Genomic DNA, 18031 nt, shown 5'->3' on the forward strand with positions numbered 1-18031 from the left:
GGCGCGAACAAAAAGAAAAAGAGGTTCGCATGCGTATGTCCCCCCTGTGCAAGGCACTGCTCACCGCCGGCCTGCTCACCAGTGCTTCGTTCGCCCACGCCAACAACCTGGTGTATTGCTCCGAAGGCAGCCCGGGTGGCTTCGACCCCGGCCAGTACACCACCGGCACCGACTTCGATGCAGCCTCGGAAACCATCTTCAACCGCCTCGCCGAATTCGAGCGCGGCGGCACCAAGGCACAACCGTCGCTGGCCAGCTCCTGGGACATCAGCGAAGACGGCCTGACCTACACCTTCCACTTGCGCGAAGGGGTCAAGTTCCACAGCACCGACTACTTCAAGCCGACTCGCGACTTCAACGCTGACGATGTGCTGTTCACTTACCAGCGCATGCTCGATCGCAACCACCCGTTCCGCCAGGCCTACCCCAGCGAGTTTCCCTACTTCACGGACATGGGACTGGACAAGAACATCGCCAAGATCGAGAAGACCGACGACATGACCGTGGTCTTCACCCTCAATGCCGTCGACGCCGCCTTCGTGCAGAACCTGGCGATGAGCTTTGCCGCAATACATTCGGCCGAATACGCCGACCAATTGCTCAAGGCCGGCAAGGCCGCCGAGATCAACCAGAAGCCCATCGGCACCGGCCCGTTCGTGTTCAGCCGCTATCAGAAGGACGCGGTGATCCGCTTCAAGGGCAACACGCAGTACTGGGCCCCGGAGCAGGTGAAGATCGACAACCTGATCTTTTCCATCAATACCGACGCCTCGGTACGTGCACAGAAACTGCGCGCCGGTGAATGCCACGTCACCCTCAACCCGCGCCCTGCCGACCTGCAGAGTCTGCAGGCCGACAAGAATCTCAATGTACCGACCGAGCCTGGCTACAACGTCGGCTACATCGCCTACAACGTCACCCGCGCGCCGTTCGACAAGCGCGAAGTGCGTCAGGCGCTGGACATGGCGGTGAACAAGGCCGCGATCATCGACGCCGTATACCAGGGCGCTGGTCAGTTGGCTGTGAACGGCATGCCGCCGACTCAATGGTCCTATGACGAGTCGATCAAGGATGCGGCCTACGACCCCGAAAAAGCCAAGGAACTGCTCAAGGCTGCCGGCGTAAAGGAAGGCACCGAGATCACCCTGTGGGCCATGCCCGTGCAGCGCCCCTACAACCCCAACGCGCGGCTGATGGCCGAAATGCTGCAAAACGACTGGGCCAAGGTCGGCATCAAGGCGCGCATCGTCAGCTACGAGTGGGGCGAATACATCAAGCGTGCCCATGCCGGCGAGCACGACGCCATGCTGATCGGCTGGACCGGCGACAACGGTGACCCGGACAACTGGCTCGGCACCCTGTACGGCTGCGCCTCGGTAGACGGCAACAACTTCTCCAAGTGGTGCGACAGCGAATACGACAAGCTGGTGGTCGCCGCCAAGCGCGTGACCGATCAGGAACAACGCAGCGAGCTGTATCGTCAGGCCCAGGTCGTACTCAAGCGCGAAGTACCAATCACGCCGATCGCTCACTCCACGGTCTACCAACCGATGCGCAGCAGCGTCAAAGGCTTCCAGATCAGCCCCTTCGGCCGCAACAGCTTCATCGGTGTCAGCAACGACTGATAGCCCTTTGCGCGATCGCCGCTGCGCCGACTGCCGTTACGCGACCGCCCTCGAACGACGCCCCAGGCAAATGCCCGGGGCACGTCGTGGTCGAACAGCTAACCTGCAACATGTGCGAAGGAATCGCCAGAATTCCGGGCTGCTCGATACCGTTCTGATTAGGAGTTACCCACCGCCATGCTGAGCTTCATTGCACGCCGCTTGGGCTTGCTGATCCCCACCTTCTTCGGCGTCACCCTGCTGACCTTCGCACTGATCCGCCTGATCCCCGGTGACCCGGTGGAAGTGATGATGGGCGAACGCCGCGTCGACCCGGAAATGCACGCCCAGGCCATGGAGCGTCTGGGGCTGAACAAGCCGTTGTACCAGCAGTACTTCGACTACATCGGGCAACTCGCCAGCGGCAACCTCGGCGAATCGCTGCGCTCGCGTGAAAGCGTGTGGAACGAATTTCTCACCCTGTTTCCCGCCACCGTCGAACTGGCCCTGGCCGCCTTGCTGTTCGCCGGCACCCTGGGCCTGATCGCCGGGGTGGTCGCCGCACTCAAGCGCGGCACACCGCTGGATCATGGAGTGATGAGCATTGCCCTGACCGGCTACTCCATGCCGATCTTCTGGTGGGGCCTGCTGCTGATCATGTTCTTCTCGGTGGGCCTGGGCTGGACACCGGTTTCAGGACGTATCGATCTGCTCTACGACATCCCGCCGGTCACCGGCTTCATGCTGATCGACACACTGCTTTCCGACGAGCCAGGCGCCTTCGTCGACGCCCTGCGCCACCTGATCCTGCCGGCCATCGTGCTCGGCACCATCCCATTGGCGGTGATCGCGCGGATGACCCGCTCGGCCATGCTCGAAGTGCTGCGCGAGGACTACATCCGCACCGCGCGGGCCAAAGGCCTGTCGCCGACGCGCGTGGTCTTCGTGCATGGCCTGCGCAATGCGTTGATCCCGGTGCTGACCGTGTTCGGCCTGCAGGTCGGCACCCTGCTGGCCGGTGCCGTGCTGACCGAAACCATCTTCTCCTGGCCGGGCATCGGCAAGTGGTTGATCGAGGCCATCGGTGCCCGCGACTACCCGGTGGTGCAAAACGGCATTCTGCTGATCGCCTGCCTGGTGATCCTGGTCAACTTCACCGTGGACATCCTCTATGGCCTGGCCAATCCACGTATTCGCCATCAGAAGTAAGGAAGGCGCCATGCATAGCCACATCGTTTGCGTAGGGTGGATGACGCGCTTTTCATCCACCGTGAAAACACGTCGGTGGACGGGTGAAGCGTCGTCCACCCTACAAGAGGTGCGCCCATGACCACCTCCACCCCACTCGACCAGAGCCTGCTCTACCCCTCGCCGCTGAAAGAGTTCTGGCAAGCCTTCGCCCACAATACCGGCGCCCTCGGCGGCCTGGCGTTCATGATCCTGCTGGTGTTCTGCGCACTGTTCGCCCCCTGGGTCGCGCCGCACGACCCTAGCGAGCAGTACCGCGACTTCCTGCTCACCCCGCCGGTGTGGCTGGACGGCGGCCAATGGCAGTTTTTGCTCGGCACCGACGAACTGGGCCGCGACCTGCTCTCGCGTCTGATCCACGGTGCACGACTGTCGCTGCTGATCGGCCTGGCATCGGTGGTGTTGTCGCTGATTCCCGGCATCCTGCTGGGCCTGGTCGCAGGCTTTTTCCCGCGCCTGCTCGGCCCCGGCATCATGCGCCTGATGGACATCATGCTGGCGCTGCCCTCGCTGCTGCTGGCGGTGGCCATCGTCGCCATCCTCGGCCCAGGGCTGATCAACACCATCTTCGCCATCGCCATCGTCTCGCTGCCTTCCTATGTGCGCCTGACCCGCGCGGCGGTGATGGGTGAACTGAACCGAGACTACGTCACCGCTGCGCAGCTGGCCGGCGCCAACCTGCCACGGCTGATGTTCGTCACCGTGCTGCCCAACTGCATGGCGCCGTTGATCGTGCAGGCCACCCTGAGCTTTTCCTCGGCGATTCTCGACGCAGCCGCACTGGGCTTTCTCGGCCTCGGCGTGCAACCGCCGACGCCCGAGTGGGGCACCATGCTGGCCTCGGCGCGCGACTACATCGAGCGCGCCTGGTGGGTGGTGAGCCTGCCCGGCCTGGCGATTCTGCTCAGCGTGCTGGCGATCAACCTGATGGGTGACGGCCTGCGCGATGCGCTCGACCCGAAATTGAAGAATGCGCAGTGAGGAACCCGGAATGAGCCTGCTGAATATCCGCAATCTCTCCGTACGCTTCGGCCCCGCCATGCCGGTGGTCGATGGCCTCGATCTCAGCGTCGAGCAGGGCGAAGTGCTGGCCATCGTCGGCGAATCGGGTTCCGGCAAGTCCGTGACCATGATGGCGCTGATGGGCCTGATCGACGCCCCCGGCATCGTCCAGGCCGACTGTCTGCAGTTCGACGGCACCGACATGCTGCGCCTCAAGGGCCGCCAACGCCGGCACATCGTCGGCAAGGACCTGGCCATGGTGTTCCAGGACCCGATGACCGCGCTCAACCCCAGCTATACCGTGGGTTTCCAGATCGAGGAAGTGCTGCAGCAGCACCTCGGCCTGAAAGGCAAGGCGGCGCGGGCCCGCGCCCTCGAACTGCTGGAACGGGTGGAAATCCCTGGTGCCGCCAGTCGCCTCGACGCCTATCCGCATCAGCTGTCCGGGGGCATGAGCCAGCGTGTGGCGATCGCCATGGCGATTGCCGCCGAACCCAAGCTGCTGATCGCCGACGAACCGACAACGGCGCTGGATGTGACCATTCAGGCGCAGATCATGGAATTGCTGCTCGACCTGCAGCGCGATCAGGGCATGGCTCTGGTGTTGATCACTCACGACCTGGCCGTGGTCGCCGAAACCGCCCAGCGCGTCTGCGTGATGTACGCCGGGCAAGCGGTGGAGCTGGGTCATGTGCCGGCTCTGTTCGACGCGCCCAGCCATCCCTATACCGAAGCCTTGCTCAAGGCCATCCCCGAGCACAGCGCCGGTGCCAGCCGCCTGGCCACCCTGCCCGGCATCGTGCCCGGCCGCTATGACCGCCCGCTGGGCTGCCTGCTGTCACCCCGCTGCCCCTACGTCCAGGAGCGCTGCCACCAGCAACGCCCAGCCCTGGAACCACATGACCGTGGCGCCGCGCGCTGCTTCTTCCCGCTGGAGGTGGCCTGATGAGTACCGTACTCGAAGCCCGTGCGCTGACCCGTCACTACAGTGTCTCGCGCGGCCTGTTCAAGCCGGCGGCCACGGTCCAGGCGCTCAATGGCGTGTCCTTCAGCCTACAGTCCGGCAGGACCCTGGCCGTGGTCGGCGAGTCCGGCTGCGGCAAGTCCACCCTGGCCCGCGCCCTGACGCTGATCGAAACACCCAGTTCCGGTAGCCTGCAGATCGCCGGGCACGAAGTGGCCGGCGCCAGCCATGCCGAGCGCAAGCAACTGCGCCGCGATGTGCAGATGGTGTTCCAGAACCCCTACGCCTCACTCAACCCGCGACAGAAGATCGGTGATCAGTTGGCCGAACCGCTGCTGATCAACACCCGTCTGTCGCGTGCCGAATGCCGCGAGAAAGTGCAAGCGATGATGCAGCAGGTGGGCCTGCGCCCTGAGCATTATCAGCGCTATCCGCACATGTTCTCCGGCGGCCAGCGCCAGCGCATCGCCCTGGCCCGCGCCATGATGCTGCAGCCGCAGGTGCTGGTAGCGGACGAACCGACCTCAGCGCTGGACGTGTCGATCCAGGCCCAGGTGCTGAACCTGTTCATGGACCTGCAGGAGCAGTACCAGACCGGCTACGTGTTCATCTCGCACAACCTCTCGGTGGTGCGTCATGTCGCCGACGACGTGCTGGTGATGTACCTAGGCCGTCCGGTGGAAATGGGCCCGGCCGAGGCGCTCTACACCCGCCCGCTGCACCCCTACACCCGCGCCCTGCTGTCGGCGACGCCGGCGATTCATCCCGATCCGGACAAGCCACGGATGAAGATCAGCGGTGAGTTGCCCAATCCGCTGAATCCACCCTCCGGCTGTGCCTTCCACAAACGCTGCCCGCATGCCGACGAGCGCTGCCGTAGCGAGCGCCCGGAGCTGCGCCTGATCGATGCACGGCAGGTGGCCTGTCACCATGTGGAGCGCATCGCCGGCTAGCGCCCCTCCGACCAACTGGTCGGTCGGGCGACCTTTGTAGGGTGTGCTGTGCGCACCGGGCAAGCACCGTGGTATTCGCGGTGCGCACGGCCCACCCTACCCAACGCACCTGAGCACATGCCGGCATGTGATCCGCGTCGTGACACTGGCGGCTTGTCGGCTGCCACAGAACCGCCTCAAGGCAGCGGCGGCAAGGTCAGCTCGATGCTTTCGGCCAGCGAGTCCTCCAGCCGCTGTAGCTCGACGCCAACCGCAACAGCGTCGTCGGCCAGGGTTTCGGCGATATGCAGAAACTCCGTCGTGGCTTCGACGAAGGCCAACACCACCATGGGATCGAAGCGTGTGCCGCTGGCCGCGCTGATCTGCGCCACCGCCTGTGCCGGGCTGGTCGGCGGCAGGTAAGGATGCCGACAGCTCAGTTCTTCGAAGTGCCCCACCAGCGCCATCAGCCGCGCCGACAGCGGAATCTGCTCGCCATGCAGACCTTGCGGATAGCCTTTGCCGTCCCAGCGCTCGTGCTGGCCATAGACGATGTCTTTGGCATCGGAGAGAAAGTCGGTGATGCTGCCCAGCTTGCGCTCGGCGCGTTCGAGCGCATCGCGTCCGGCGATCACGCCCTCGCTCAGCAGTCGCAGATCATTTTCATCCGGTTCACCGTGGCTGAGCAGCACACGATCCGGCAGGGTCAACCGGTCGATCACATGCAACATGGCCGACTTGCCCAGCTGGGCGATACGCTCCTCGTTCAGAGACTCGGACAAGGCCGGCTGCTGCCGCGCCAGTGCAGCGGTCAGGCAGGTCATGTAGCGCTCGATACGCTCCAGGCGACGGCTGCTCGGGTTGTCACGCATGACGGCAACGCTGGCCATGGCCTCGATGGTGACGTCCTGCAAGCGCTGGATATCGCGAGTACGGTGCTTGACCTCAAGCTCCAGGTATTCGCTCTTGTCGCGCAGATAATCGGTGGCAGCCTTGAGTTGCAATTGTGCCCGCACGCGGGAGAGCACGATGGGCGGGCTGACTGGTTTAGTGATGTAGTCGGCGGCGCCGAGGTCGAAGCCCAACTGCTCGTCAGCCGGATCGCTGCGACCAGTGACCAGGATCAACGGGATATGTCGGGTCTGCGGATCGGTCCTGAAGCGACGGCACAGCGCGTAGTCATCCTGCCAGTCGAGCAGAATCAGGTCCGGTTGCGGTCGCGACCTGGCAGCGCGTAACGCTTCATCACTGCCGACCAGGCGCACCTGGTAGCGGTCGACCAATAGCGCCCCCAAACGCTGGCGCGCGTCCACCGCATCGTCCACCACCAGAATCAGTTCCTGCTCCGGCCTATCGAGCATCCCGCGCATGGCGACCTCCACTGGCACCTGCCTAGTCATCATTAAAGGCGCTGGGCTGTATTTGCGCTCAGGCCGACATACAAATGACCTCGGCAGCGGTTTGAAAGTGCAATGCGGATTGGCAGCGCAACCTGAGCAGCCGACAATCGTCAGCAAAACCGTGACCAGAAGGGCTGCGCCATGCTCGACCCGGAACGCTGTTGGCAGGCCGTTTGCGAACGTGATGGGGCGTTCGACGGACGCTTCGTTTTCACCGTACGCAGCACCGGTATCTATTGTCGGCCGAACTGCCCTGCGCGGCGGCCACGGCGCGACAATGTCAGCTTCTATGCCGATGCAGCCAGTGCCGAGGCAGCTGGCTTTCGCCCGTGCAAGCGCTGCTCGCCACATGGGCAAAGCCCGGCGCAGCAGCTCGACGCACTGGTTGCGGCCGCCTGTGATCTTCTGCGCGGTGAACAGCGCCTGACGCTGCCGCAACTGGCAGCCCGCATCGGCTTGTCGCCGTCACACCTGGCCCGTGCGTTCAAGGCGCGTACCGGGATGACGCCCAATGCCTGGGCGGCGGCGCAACGCCGCCAGCGCCTGGACGCCGAGTTGCCACAGGCAGATAACGTGCTCGAGGCGGCCCTGGCCGCTGGCTATTCCGGCACCCGCGCGCTGTATGAAAAGCCCCAGGCCATGAGCCCGGCGCAGCGCCGCCAACGTGGTGCGGGCGAACGACTGCGCTACAGCATCGCCCCCTGCCCGCTCGGCCAGGTGCTGCTGGCAACGAGTGACAAGGGTGTTTGTGCATTGCTGTTCGGCGACGAGCCGACTGCCTTGCGTGACGAGTTGCAACAACGCTTCGGCGCCGCCCAGCTCGAAGAAGATCAACAAGGTCTGCGCAACTGGCTGCAGCAAGTGTTGGCGCAATTACAGGAGCCGGAGCGCGCCGCCCATCTGCCCCTGGATATTCGCGGCACGGCCTTTCAGCAACGCGTCTGGCAGGCGCTGCAGCATATTCCCAGCGGCGAAACCCGCAGCTACGCCGACCTGGCCGGACAGCTGCACAGTCATCCACGGGCGATTGCCCGCGCCTGTGCCAGCAACGCCATAGGCCTGTTGCTACCCTGCCATCGCGTCGTGGCCAGCGATGGCAGCCTCAGCGGCTATCGCTGGGGGTTGCAACGCAAACGGCGGTTGCTGGAGCAGGAGCAGTCGTAGCGCTGTCGGTGCGCGCTGGCACCCGTAGGGTGCGCCATGCGCACCAGCCCTCTCATCGGCCTCTAGGCCAGCATCGCCTTGGCCACCTCGGTGCGCGTGCCGCGCCCGACCAGCTGCTCTACAAGCGTCAGAGCAAAGGCCAGTGCCGTTCCCGGGCCCTGGCTGGTGATGCAATTGCCATCGACCACCACTGCCTCATCGACGAAGGTGCAGCCACTCAGTCGATCACTGAACGCCGGATAGCAGGTCATCCGTCGCTGCCTGAGCACCCCGTACTGCTGCAGGGCCAACGCAGGCGCGGCGCATATCGCGGCGAACAGCTCGCCCGCCTTAGCCTGCTTGCGCACACGTTCGGCCAGTGGTTCGAAGTCGGCCAGGCGCTGCGCACCAGGCATCCCACCGGGCAGGACGATCAGGTCGAAATCCTGTGCCAGCACGTCCACCAACATGGCATCAGCGGTCAGCCGGGTACCGCGGGCGCAGGTGATCATCCTGCGCTCTTCGATACTCGCCACCAGTACCTCGACATCGGCGCGGCGCAGCACATCGATCAGGGTCACGCATTCGAGATCTTCGACACCATCAGCGACTGTAATCAGTGCTCGCTTGCTCATCTCACTACTCCTTCAGACAGAAAATGAAACTGTCCACCTGGTCATAAAAGGACACGGCAGACCTTGAATTCACCCGGCAAAACCTTGCTGTTATGATGCGCGGCTTTTGCGAAATCGAGCAATTTTCCGGCCTGCGTGGACGGATGTGCTTTGCTTTGTGCAGATCAATTCAGGCGCGCTTGCGCCTCGGGGAGCCACCATGCTGGAAAGACTGTTCCAACTCAAAGCCCACAACACCACGGTGCGCACCGAGGTACTGGCCGGGATCACCACCTTCCTGACCATGGCCTACATTCTCTTCGTAAACCCGGAAATGCTCGCCAAGACCGGCATGGACCACGGCGCGGTATTCGTCGCCACCTGCCTGGCTGGCGCCATCGGCTCACTGGTCATGGGCCTGCTGGCCAACTACCCGATCGCCCTGGCGCCCGGCATGGGCCTCAACGCCTTCTTCACCTACACCGTGGTGATGACCATGGGCTACAGCTGGCAGACCGCTCTGGGCGCGGTGTTCCTCTCTGGTGCAATCTTCTTCCTGCTGTCGATCTTCAAGATCCGCGAGTGGATCATCAACAGCATTCCATTGGCACTGCGTGCCGGTATCGCCGCCGGTATCGGCCTGTTCCTGGCGATCATCGCACTGAAGAACGCAGGCATCGTGGTCGATCACCCGGCCACCCTGGTCGGCCTCGGCGATATGAGCAAGGGCGGCGCACTGCTGGCCTGCCTGGGCTTCTTCGTCATCGCCGCACTGGCCTATCGCAAGGTCACCGGCGCGGTGATGATCGGAATCCTGCTGGTCACCGGCCTGTCCATTGCCCTCGGCCTGTCCGAGCTGCAAGGCGTGATGTCGATGCCACCGTCGCTGATGCCTACCCTGCTGCAGCTGGACATTGCCGGCGCGCTGGATATCGGTTTGATCAGCGTGATCTTCGCCTTCCTGTTCGTCGACCTGTTCGACACCTCCGGCACCCTGGTCGGTGTGGCTCAGAAGGCCAACCTGCTGGACAAGGACGGTAAGATGCCACGCCTGGGCCGTGCCCTGATGGCCGACAGCACCGCGACCATGGCCGGCGCCGCGCTGGGCACCAGCACCACTACCAGCTACATCGAATCCGCCGCTGGCATCAGTGCCGGTGGACGTACCGGCCTGACTGCCTGCGTGGTCGCCGCGCTGTTCCTCCTGGCCCTGTTCTTCGCACCGCTGGCTGGTGCCGTTCCGGCCTATGCCACCGCGCCTGCGCTGCTGTTCGTCGCCGTGCTGATGATGAGCAGCCTGGCGCAGATCGACTGGGACGACCTGACTGTCGCCGCCCCGGTGGTGGTCGCCGCCCTGGCCATGCCGCTGACCTTCTCCATCGCCAACGGCATCGCCTTTGGCTTCATCGCCTGGACCGCGGTCAAGGTACTGGCCGGCCGCTGGCGCGAACTGAACCCGGCGATGTGGGTGCTCTCGGCCCTGTTCGTGGTCAAGCTGGCCTACTTCGCCTGACCAACGTACAAGGTCGGTGGCAACAGGCGGCAGCCGTTATCCCGTAAGGTGGGCTTTAGCCCACCACACCAAACACCACAGCTCTTGATCGTACCCACGCTCCGCGTGGGTACGCCTCCCCGGGACGCTCCGCGTCCAGCGCCACCAATGATCGACGACAACGGCACATCGGCAACGGAGTCGCTACAATGGCGCCCCGTTTTCCTGCCCCATGAGTGACCGATGAGCCGCCCCGCATTCGACCCTGCCACCTACGACGCCCAACTCGCCGAGAAGAAGGCCCGCCTGGTCGAACTGCTGGCGCCCTTCGCCGCGCCGGAGCCTGCAGTGTTCGACTCACCGCGCGAGCACTACCGCATGCGCGCCGAATTTCGCCTGTGGCGTGAAGACGGCCAGCGCCACTACGCGATGTTCGCGCCGGGTGACAAGCACACGCCGATCCTGCTTGACGACTTCCCCATCGCCAGCCTGCGCATCAACGAGTTGATGCCGCGCCTGCGCGCTGCCTGGCAGGCCAGCGAAGCCTTGTCGTTCAAACTGTTCCAGGTCGAGTTCCTCACCACCCTGGCCGGTGATGCGCTGATCACCCTGGCCTACCACCGCCCACTCGACGAGGCCTGGCAAGCCGAGGCGGAAAAGCTGGCCGCCGAGCTGAACGTCAGCCTGGTCGGCCGCTCCCGCGGTCAGCGCCTGGTGATCGGTCGCGACTATGTGGAAGAAGAATTGACCGTGGCCGGGCGCAGCTTTCGCTATCGCCAACCGGAAGGCGCCTTCACCCAGCCCAACGGCAAGGTCTGCGAGAAGATGCTGAACTGGGCCCATGACGCCCTTGGCCAGCGTGACGACGACCTGCTGGAGCTGTACTGCGGCAACGGCAACTTCACCCTGCCGCTGGCCACACGCGTGCGCAAGGCCCTGGCGACCGAGATCAGCAAGACCTCAGTCAACGCCGCCTTGGCCAACCTGGCTGACAACGGCGTGAACAACGTCGAGCTGGTGCGCCTGTCCGCCGAGGAGCTGACCCAGGCGCTGAACGAGGTGCGCCCGTTCCGCCGTCTGGCCGGTATCGATCTCAAGAGCTATGAGTTCGGCAGCGTCTTCGTCGACCCGCCGCGCGCCGGCATGGACCCGGACACCTGCGAACTGACCCGCCGCTTCGAGCGCATCCTGTACATCTCCTGCAACCCGGAGACACTGGCCGCCAACATCGCCCAGTTGAGCGACACTCACAAAGTGACGCGCAGCGCACTGTTCGACCAGTTTCCCTACACCCACCACATGGAAGCGGGTGTGCTGCTGGAGCGGCGCTGAGTCGCTTTTCGCCCTTGGCCCGACTCAGCGAGACAAACCGCGCAACGCCCACCAGGCCAGCGCGGCCGATGCCACTTCGAGCAGCAGCGCGTAGAGGTTGAAGGTCTGCTGCGCACTGCCGTCCAGCCATAACCCAGCTGCGCGTGCCAACGCCAGCACGCTGTACAACAGCACCAGCAGAATCAGCGCCGGCCGCAGCAGATCCTGGCGCAGCAGTGCCATCGCCAGGTAAGCCGCCAGCCCCAGTTGCAGGCCGCCGTAATAGGCACGCACTTCAGTCACGGCGGCGCTGCCCATCAGCAATGCGCCACTGAAGCTGGCCATTTCCTCGGGACGAATAAAGTAGGCCAGCCCCAACACGAGCAGGGCAGCGATCTGGATCGACAGGACGATTCGAGCAAACAGCATCGGCAGATTTCCGGGCAAGGAGTGGCTGCCACTAGCATAGGCAGCCACTGGTCGCGACGCATAGTCGCAATGGCTTGGGCAGTCGTGATGTCGGCGCTATGCTGAGCGCTCGATCATCTGGAGCCTTGCCATGCGTAGTTCCTTGCTCGCCCTCTTCCTCGTCTCCGGTCTGGCTCACGCCAGCGAGCCCCTGACCATCGATGTGCACCGCGATGCCAATTGTGGCTGCTGCAAGGCCTGGATCAGCCATCTGCAGGACAATGGTTTCACCGTCAACGACCATGTCGAGGCCGACATGAGTGCGGTCAAACAGCGCCTTGGCGTTCCGCCGCGCCTCGCTTCCTGCCACACCGGCGTGATCGACGGCAAATTCGTCGAAGGCCACGTGCCGGCGGCCGACATTCTCAAGCTGCGTCAACGTCCCGATCTGATCGGCGCTGCCGTACCCGGTATGCCCATGGGCTCGCCAGGCATGGAGTACGGCGGTCGTGTCGACGCCTATCAGGTCATCGGCCTGGATAACGAACGCAAGGATCAACTGCTGAGCGACTATCCCGCCAACTGAGCCGGCACGGACGCAGCTACACTGCTGCGATAAGCAACCAGGGAGTGCAGCCATGCGCTGGCAACGCGGTAGACGCAGTGACAACGTGGTGGATGCGCGCGGCCGTTCCGGCAGACGCATCGGTGGTGGCCTGAGCCTCGGTGGCGTGGCGGTGATCGTCATCGTCGGCCTGCTGATGGGCCAGGACCCGCTGCAGATTCTTGGCCAGATCGCCGGCCAGGCCACCCAGCCGCAGGTCGCCCAGACACAGAGCGCACCACCGGCCAACGACCAACAGAGCGAGTTCGTCCGCGCCATTCTCGGCGACACCGAAGACACCTGGCGCGAGCTGTTCCAGCAGGCCGGCCAGCAGTATCGCGATCCGCAGTTGGTGCTGTTCTCCGGCGGCGTCAATTCGGCCTGTGGTTTCGCCAGCTCGGCGGTCGGCCCCTTCTACTGCCCTGGCGATCAGCGCGTATATCTGGACATGGCGTTCTTTCGCGAGATGGAGCAGCGTTTCTCCGCTGCCGGCGACTTCGCCCAGGCCTACGTGATCGCCCACGAAGTCGGCCACCACGTGCAGACGCTGCTCGGTGTCTCGGCCAAGGTCAATGCGGCGCGCCAACGTGGCGAACGCGTCGAGGGTGATGGCGGCCTGCTGGTGCGCCAGGAACTGCAGGCCGACTGCCTGGCCGGGGTCTGGGCGCATCACGCGCAACGCCGGCATGACTGGCTGGAGGCGGGTGACCTGGAAGAGGCGCTGAACGCCGCCAGCGCCATCGGCGATGACCGCCTGCAAAAACAGGCGCGTGGCCAAGTGGTGCCGGACGCCTTCACCCATGGCACCTCAGAGCAGCGCGTGCGCTGGTTCAGCAGCGGTTTCGAGAGCGGTCAGCCGGGGCGTTGCGACACATTCAAGGCGGCGCGCCTGTAACACGCCGGCTCACACCACGAAGCGCTTGCTCCACCAGGCAAAGCCGCAGGCGGCAGCGCCGCACAGGACGATCACCAGTGCCATGGGCATGGCCGAACCATCATGCAGGAAGGCCACCAAAGCCGAAGCGCTAGCAGCCACGCTGAACTGCATGCTGCCCAGCAACCCGGATGCGCTTGCCGGCATGGCGGCCCTGCCCAGCCATGGCGCAAGCCGTGGCATTGGGCAGCACGCAGCCGAGGCTGGCCACGCAAATGAACAGCGGAATCATCAGCGGCCACAGCTGCGCCGGTTGCCACAACGCCAGCACCAGCAGGCACAGGCCACTGGCCAGGTACACCAGCACCATGCGCCGCAGCCACAGCGCCGGGCCACCACTGCGCACCAGACGCGCATTGACCTGCGCCATGATCACGAAACCTGCGGCGTTGCTGCCGAACAGCCAGCCATAGTGCTCGGGCGGCACACCGTACAGCTCGATGAACACGAAGGGCGAGCCGGCGATATAGGCGAACATGCCAGCCATCGCCACACCACCCGCCAGGCTGTAGCCCATGAACGGCGCATTGCCCAACAGCGCGCGGTATTGGCCGAAGGCACCATTCAGCGGGGCCGGTGGCAGATGCTGTGGGCGCGTCTCCGGCAACCACAACAGCACGGCCAGCAGGCACAACCCGGCAAAGATTGCCAGGCTGTGGAAGATCGACGGCCAGCCCAAGGTATTGAGCAGCAGTCCGCCCCCCAGGGGCGCGAGAATCGGCGCCAGCCCCATCACCAGCACCAGTTGCGAGAACACCTTGGCCGAGGCCAGTGGGTCGCACAGATCGCGCACTACCGCGCGGGTGATGACCATGCCGGCGCAACCACCGAGGGCCTGCACGAAGCGCGCGGCCACCAGCCATTCCAGACTGGGAGCCAGGGCGCAGGTCAGCGATGCCAGGGTGAACAGGGTCACCCCGACCAGCAGCGGCACGCGGCGCCCGAAACGATCCGCCAGTGGCCCGTAGAACAGTTGGCCGATGGCGATGCCGACGAAATAAGCCGCCAGCGACAGCTGAATATGCTCGACATCGGTGCCGAACTGCTGCGCCAGGGTAGGGAAACTCGGCAGGTAGAAATCGATGGCCAGGGGGCCGAAAGCGCTGAGCGCGCCCAGAATCAGGAGGGTTCGCAGGTTCATGAATGATCCGGAGAATTATTAGCCGGCTAATCATCTCATCGACCGGGCAGCTTGCGAAAGCTTGGGCCGCCGAGGGGCGGCCCGGATGACTCAATGCGGTTGTTCTTCCTCTCTGGCCTTGCCGCGCCGGCTCACCCGTTGCGCTGCCGTTTCCACCAGCAGATAGAACATCGGGATGACGAACGTGGCCAGCAGGGTCGCCGCGAGCATGCCGCCGATCACCCCGGTGCCGATGGAATGACGACTGGCGGAGCCGGCACCGGAGCTGATGGCCAGCGGTACGCAGCCGAGAATGAACGCCAGCGAAGTCATCACGATGGGACGGAAACGCAGCTTGGCCGCCTCCAACGCCGACTCGAAGATGCTCTTGCCCTCGGCACGTAGCAACACGGCGAACTCGACGATAAGGATGGCGTTCTTCGCCGCCAGACCGATCAGAGTGACCAGGCCGACCTGGAAGTACACGTCGTTCTGAATGCCGCGCAGCCACACCGCGAGAATCGCGCCGAACACTGCGAACGGCACGGCGGTGACCACTGCCAACGGCAGCGTCCAGCGCTCGTACTGCGCGGCGAGAATCAGGAACACCAGAATCAGGCCGAAGACGAAGGCCTGGGTGCCCGAACCCTGAGTCGCCAGCTCTTGATACGCAGAGCCGATCCAGCCGAGGCTGTAGTCCTCGCCCAATACTTCATCGGCCACCTCCTGCATCGCCGCCAGTGCCTGCCCGGAGCTGTAACCGGGCGCTGGACCACCAAGCACCTTGGCCGAGGGATAGACGTTGAAACGGTCATAGGAATCCGGCCCGAGGATGCGCCGCACCCGCAGCAGCGTCGATAGCGGCACCAGATCGCCACTGCTGGAGCGTACATAGACCTGACCAAGGTCTTCCGGCTTGCGGCGGAACTCCGACTCGGACTGCAGGCTGACCTGCCAGGTACGCCCGTAGAGGGTGAAATCGTTGACGTAATAACTGCCGAAGGTCGCCTGCATCGCGGTGAACACATCGCTGACGCTGACGCCCAGCGCCCGCGTCTTGGTGCGATCCAGGTCGATGTAGTACTGCGGCACGTTGGCGCTGAAGGTGCTCTGGATGCCGGCCAGCTCCGGTCGCTTGCTGGCGGCCGCGACGAAGGCCTGGACCTTCTCGCCGAGCTGCTCGACGCTGCCGCCGGAGCGGTCCTGAATGAAGGATTCGAAGCCACCGGTGGTGCTCATGCCGGTGATCGGCGGTGGGTTGAACGACAACACCAGGCCATCCTTCTGCGCAGCGCCCATACCCATGAACTCGCGCGTCAGATTGCGTGCATCGAGCTCGTCCGTGGTGCGTTCGCTCCAGTCCTTGAGCGGCACGAAGGACACCCCGGCGTTGCTGCGCACGCCGAAGGTGAGCACATCGAAACCGGCGAAGGTCACCACATCCGCCACTGCCGGATGCTCCATCAACTGCTGGCTCACCGCCCCGCTCAGCGCCTCGGTGCGATTGAGCGAAGCGGCCGGCGGCAGGTAGTAGGCATTGATCACGTAGCCCTGATCCTCATCGGGCACCAGCGAGCCGGGCACCCGAGAGAACAGCAGCATGATCAGCGCGATCATGCCGCCGAACAGCAGCAGGCCGACCAACGAACGCTTGAGGAAGAAGCGCACCCCGGCGCCATAGCCCGCGGTGGCCTTGTCGAAGAAACGGTTGAATACACGGAATGGTGCTGCCGGTTCGTGATGGCCTGGCTTGAGCAACAGCGCGCAGAGCGCAGGGGAAAGCGTCAGCGCGACGATGCCGGAAATCACCACCGACACCGCGATCGTGATCGCGAACTGCTTGTACATCTGCCCCGCCAGGCCGCCGAGAAAGCCCACCGGCACGAACACCGCGCACAGCACCAGCACGATGGCGATGATCGGCCCGGTAACCTCCTCCATCGCCTTGATCGAAGCATCTCGCGCATTCAGCCCCTGGGTACGCATCACCCGCTCGACGTTCTCGATCACCACGATGGCGTCGTCCACCACGATGCCGATGGCCAGCACCATGCCGAACAGCGTCAGCAGGTTGATGGAAAAACCCAGCAGGTACATGCCGGCAAAGGTGCCGACCAGCGATACCGGAATGGCCAGCACCGGAATCAGCGTGGCGCGCCAGTTCTGCAGGAAGATGAACACCACCAACACCACCAGCACCAGCGCCTCGAAGAAGGTGTGGATCACCTCTGTGATCGAGACCTGAACGAACTTGGTGGTGTCGTAGGGGATCTTGTAGGCGATGCCCTCGGGGAAGCGCTTGGCCAGACGCTGCATGGTGCGCTCGACCGCCTCGGCGGTGTCCAGGGCGTTGGCGCCGGGTTGCAGGTAGATGCCGAAGGCAGCGTTCTGCTGGCCATTGAGGGTGGTGACCAGCGAATAGTCCTGGGCGCCCAGCTCGACCCGAGCCACATCCTTGAGCAGGAGGCTGGCACCGGTATCGTCGGTACGCAGGATGACGCTCTCGAACTCCTTCGGGTCGGTGAAACGCCCTTGCGTGGTGACGGTATAGGTGAAGTCCTGCGGCTCCTTCAACGGCTGCTGGCCGAAGCTGCCAGCGGCAAACTGCGAGTTCTGCTCACGAATGGCATTGACCACGTCGGTGGGCGTGAGGTTGTACTGCGCCAGCTTGTCCGGGCGCAGCCAGATACGCATGGAATAGTCCTTGGAACCGAACTGGCTGGCATCGCCAACGCCCTTGAGACGCTTGAGTTCGTCGATGACGTTGATCAGCGCGTAGTTGCTGATGAAGATCGGGTCGCGCGAACCATCCGGCGAATAGAGGGTGATCACCTGGAGGATGTCGGAAGACTTCTTCTCCACCTTCACACCCTGGCGGCGCACTTCTTCCGGCAGCTTGGCCAACGCTGCCTGCACCTTGTTGTTGACGTTGATGGTGGCCTGGTCCGGGTCGGTGCCGACCGCGAAGTACACCGTCAGGCTCATCGCCCCACTGCTGGAGGAGTTGGACAGCTGGTAGATCATGTTCTCGACGCCGTTGATCTCCTGCTCCAGCGGCGCCGCCACGGTTTCGGCTATGACCTGCGAGCTGGCACCGGGGTATGCGGCGCTGACCGATACCTGCGGCGGTAGGATTTCCGGGTACTGAGCGATGGGCAGCGCGCGCATCGCCGCCAAGCCGGCGAGCACGATGACGATGGAAATGACGGTGGCAAATACCGGGCGGTCGATGAAAAAGCGCGAGATCATGGCCGT

Annotated in this window: 14 protein-coding genes and 1 pseudogene; 10 read left to right on the forward strand and 5 right to left on the reverse strand. The window is 64.2% G+C overall.

The genetic code is table 11. The features are described 5' to 3' along the window. The first annotated feature begins 35 nt into the window (after nt 1-35). The 5 genes from CDO35_RS03045 (at nt 36) to CDO35_RS03065 (ending at nt 5771) form a co-directional block, all read left to right on the forward strand. Entirely contained in the window at nt 36-1625 is a 1590-nt protein-coding gene (locus CDO35_RS03045) for an ABC transporter substrate-binding protein (RefSeq protein WP_425048522.1), read from the forward strand. Between the two features lie 177 nt (nt 1626-1802). Continuing rightward, entirely contained in the window at nt 1803-2813 is a 1011-nt protein-coding gene (locus CDO35_RS03050) for an ABC transporter permease subunit (RefSeq protein ID WP_099522513.1), read from the forward strand. A gap of 117 nt (nt 2814-2930) precedes the next feature. Next, the gene (locus CDO35_RS03055; RefSeq protein WP_099522514.1) at nt 2931-3833 is read left to right on the forward strand and encodes an ABC transporter permease subunit; all 903 of its coding nucleotides are present in this window, start codon (nt 2931-2933) and stop codon (nt 3831-3833) included. Nucleotides 3834-3843: 10 nt separating this feature from the next. After that, nucleotides 3844-4800, forward strand: coding sequence for an ABC transporter ATP-binding protein (locus CDO35_RS03060; protein ID WP_099522515.1), 957 nt, complete (start codon nt 3844-3846; stop codon nt 4798-4800). Continuing rightward, nucleotides 4800-5771 (forward strand): peptide ABC transporter ATP-binding protein, encoded by a 972-nt coding sequence (locus CDO35_RS03065; protein ID WP_099522516.1) that lies wholly within the window; start codon nt 4800-4802, stop codon nt 5769-5771. Before CDO35_RS03060 ends, CDO35_RS03065 begins: the two co-directional genes overlap by 1 nt. A 176-nt stretch (nt 5772-5947) precedes the next feature. On the opposite strand, the gene CDO35_RS03070 is transcribed toward CDO35_RS03065, so the two are convergent. Then, on the reverse strand, nt 5948-7120 hold the full coding sequence (locus CDO35_RS03070; RefSeq protein WP_099522517.1) for an HD-GYP domain-containing protein: 1173 nt from the start codon (nt 7118-7120) through the stop codon (nt 5948-5950). A 171-nt stretch (nt 7121-7291) separates the two neighbouring features. On the opposite strand from CDO35_RS03070, the gene ada reads away from it, so the two are divergent. Beyond that, nucleotides 7292-8314 carry a bifunctional DNA-binding transcriptional regulator/O6-methylguanine-DNA methyltransferase Ada gene (gene ada, locus CDO35_RS03075; RefSeq protein ID WP_099522518.1) on the forward strand — a complete coding sequence of 341 codons (1023 nt, stop codon included), beginning with the start codon at nt 7292-7294 and terminating at the stop codon, nt 8312-8314. Between the two features lie 62 nt (nt 8315-8376). On the opposite strand, the gene CDO35_RS03080 is transcribed toward ada, so the two are convergent. Next, nucleotides 8377-8928 carry a DJ-1 family glyoxalase III gene (locus CDO35_RS03080; protein WP_099522519.1) on the reverse strand — a complete coding sequence of 184 codons (552 nt, stop codon included), beginning with the start codon at nt 8926-8928 and terminating at the stop codon, nt 8377-8379. A 199-nt stretch (nt 8929-9127) separates the two neighbouring features. Between CDO35_RS03080 and CDO35_RS03085 the strand changes: the two genes are divergently transcribed. Together CDO35_RS03085 and trmA are read left to right on the forward strand one after the other, a co-directional pair. Then, on the forward strand, nt 9128-10420 hold the full coding sequence (locus CDO35_RS03085) for an NCS2 family permease (protein ID WP_099522520.1): 1293 nt from the start codon (nt 9128-9130) through the stop codon (nt 10418-10420). Nucleotides 10421-10642: 222 nt separating this feature from the next. Beyond that, nucleotides 10643-11731, forward strand: a complete 1089-nt coding sequence (gene trmA / locus CDO35_RS03090; protein ID WP_099522521.1) for a tRNA (uridine(54)-C5)-methyltransferase TrmA — start codon at nt 10643-10645, stop codon at nt 11729-11731. A 24-nt stretch (nt 11732-11755) separates the two neighbouring features. Here trmA and CDO35_RS03095 read toward each other — a convergent pair whose 3' ends face one another. Beyond that, complete coding sequence (locus CDO35_RS03095; RefSeq protein WP_099522522.1) at nt 11756-12139, reverse strand: DUF4345 family protein; 384 nt, start codon at nt 12137-12139, stop codon at nt 11756-11758. A 130-nt stretch (nt 12140-12269) separates the two neighbouring features. Between CDO35_RS03095 and CDO35_RS03100 the strand changes: the two genes are divergently transcribed. Both CDO35_RS03100 and ypfJ read left to right on the forward strand, forming a co-directional pair. Continuing rightward, entirely contained in the window at nt 12270-12704 is a 435-nt protein-coding gene (locus CDO35_RS03100; RefSeq protein ID WP_099522523.1) for a DUF411 domain-containing protein, read from the forward strand. A 52-nt stretch (nt 12705-12756) separates the two neighbouring features. Further along, nucleotides 12757-13617, forward strand: a complete 861-nt coding sequence (gene ypfJ, locus CDO35_RS03105; protein WP_099522524.1) for a KPN_02809 family neutral zinc metallopeptidase — start codon at nt 12757-12759, stop codon at nt 13615-13617. Between the two features lie 9 nt (nt 13618-13626). Here ypfJ and CDO35_RS03110 read toward each other — a convergent pair. Together CDO35_RS03110 and CDO35_RS03115 are read right to left on the reverse strand one after the other, a co-directional pair. Next, a pseudogene (locus CDO35_RS03110) lies at nt 13627-14797 on the reverse strand (Bcr/CflA family multidrug efflux MFS transporter). 90 nt (nt 14798-14887) lie between these two features. After that, nucleotides 14888-18025, reverse strand: a complete 3138-nt coding sequence (locus tag CDO35_RS03115) for an efflux RND transporter permease subunit (RefSeq protein WP_099522525.1) — start codon at nt 18023-18025, stop codon at nt 14888-14890. Nucleotides 18026-18031 lie beyond the last annotated feature (6 nt).

It is taken from the genome of Pseudomonas sediminis, assembly GCF_002741105.1.
GTDB lineage: Bacteria > Pseudomonadota > Gammaproteobacteria > Pseudomonadales > Pseudomonadaceae > Aquipseudomonas > Aquipseudomonas sediminis.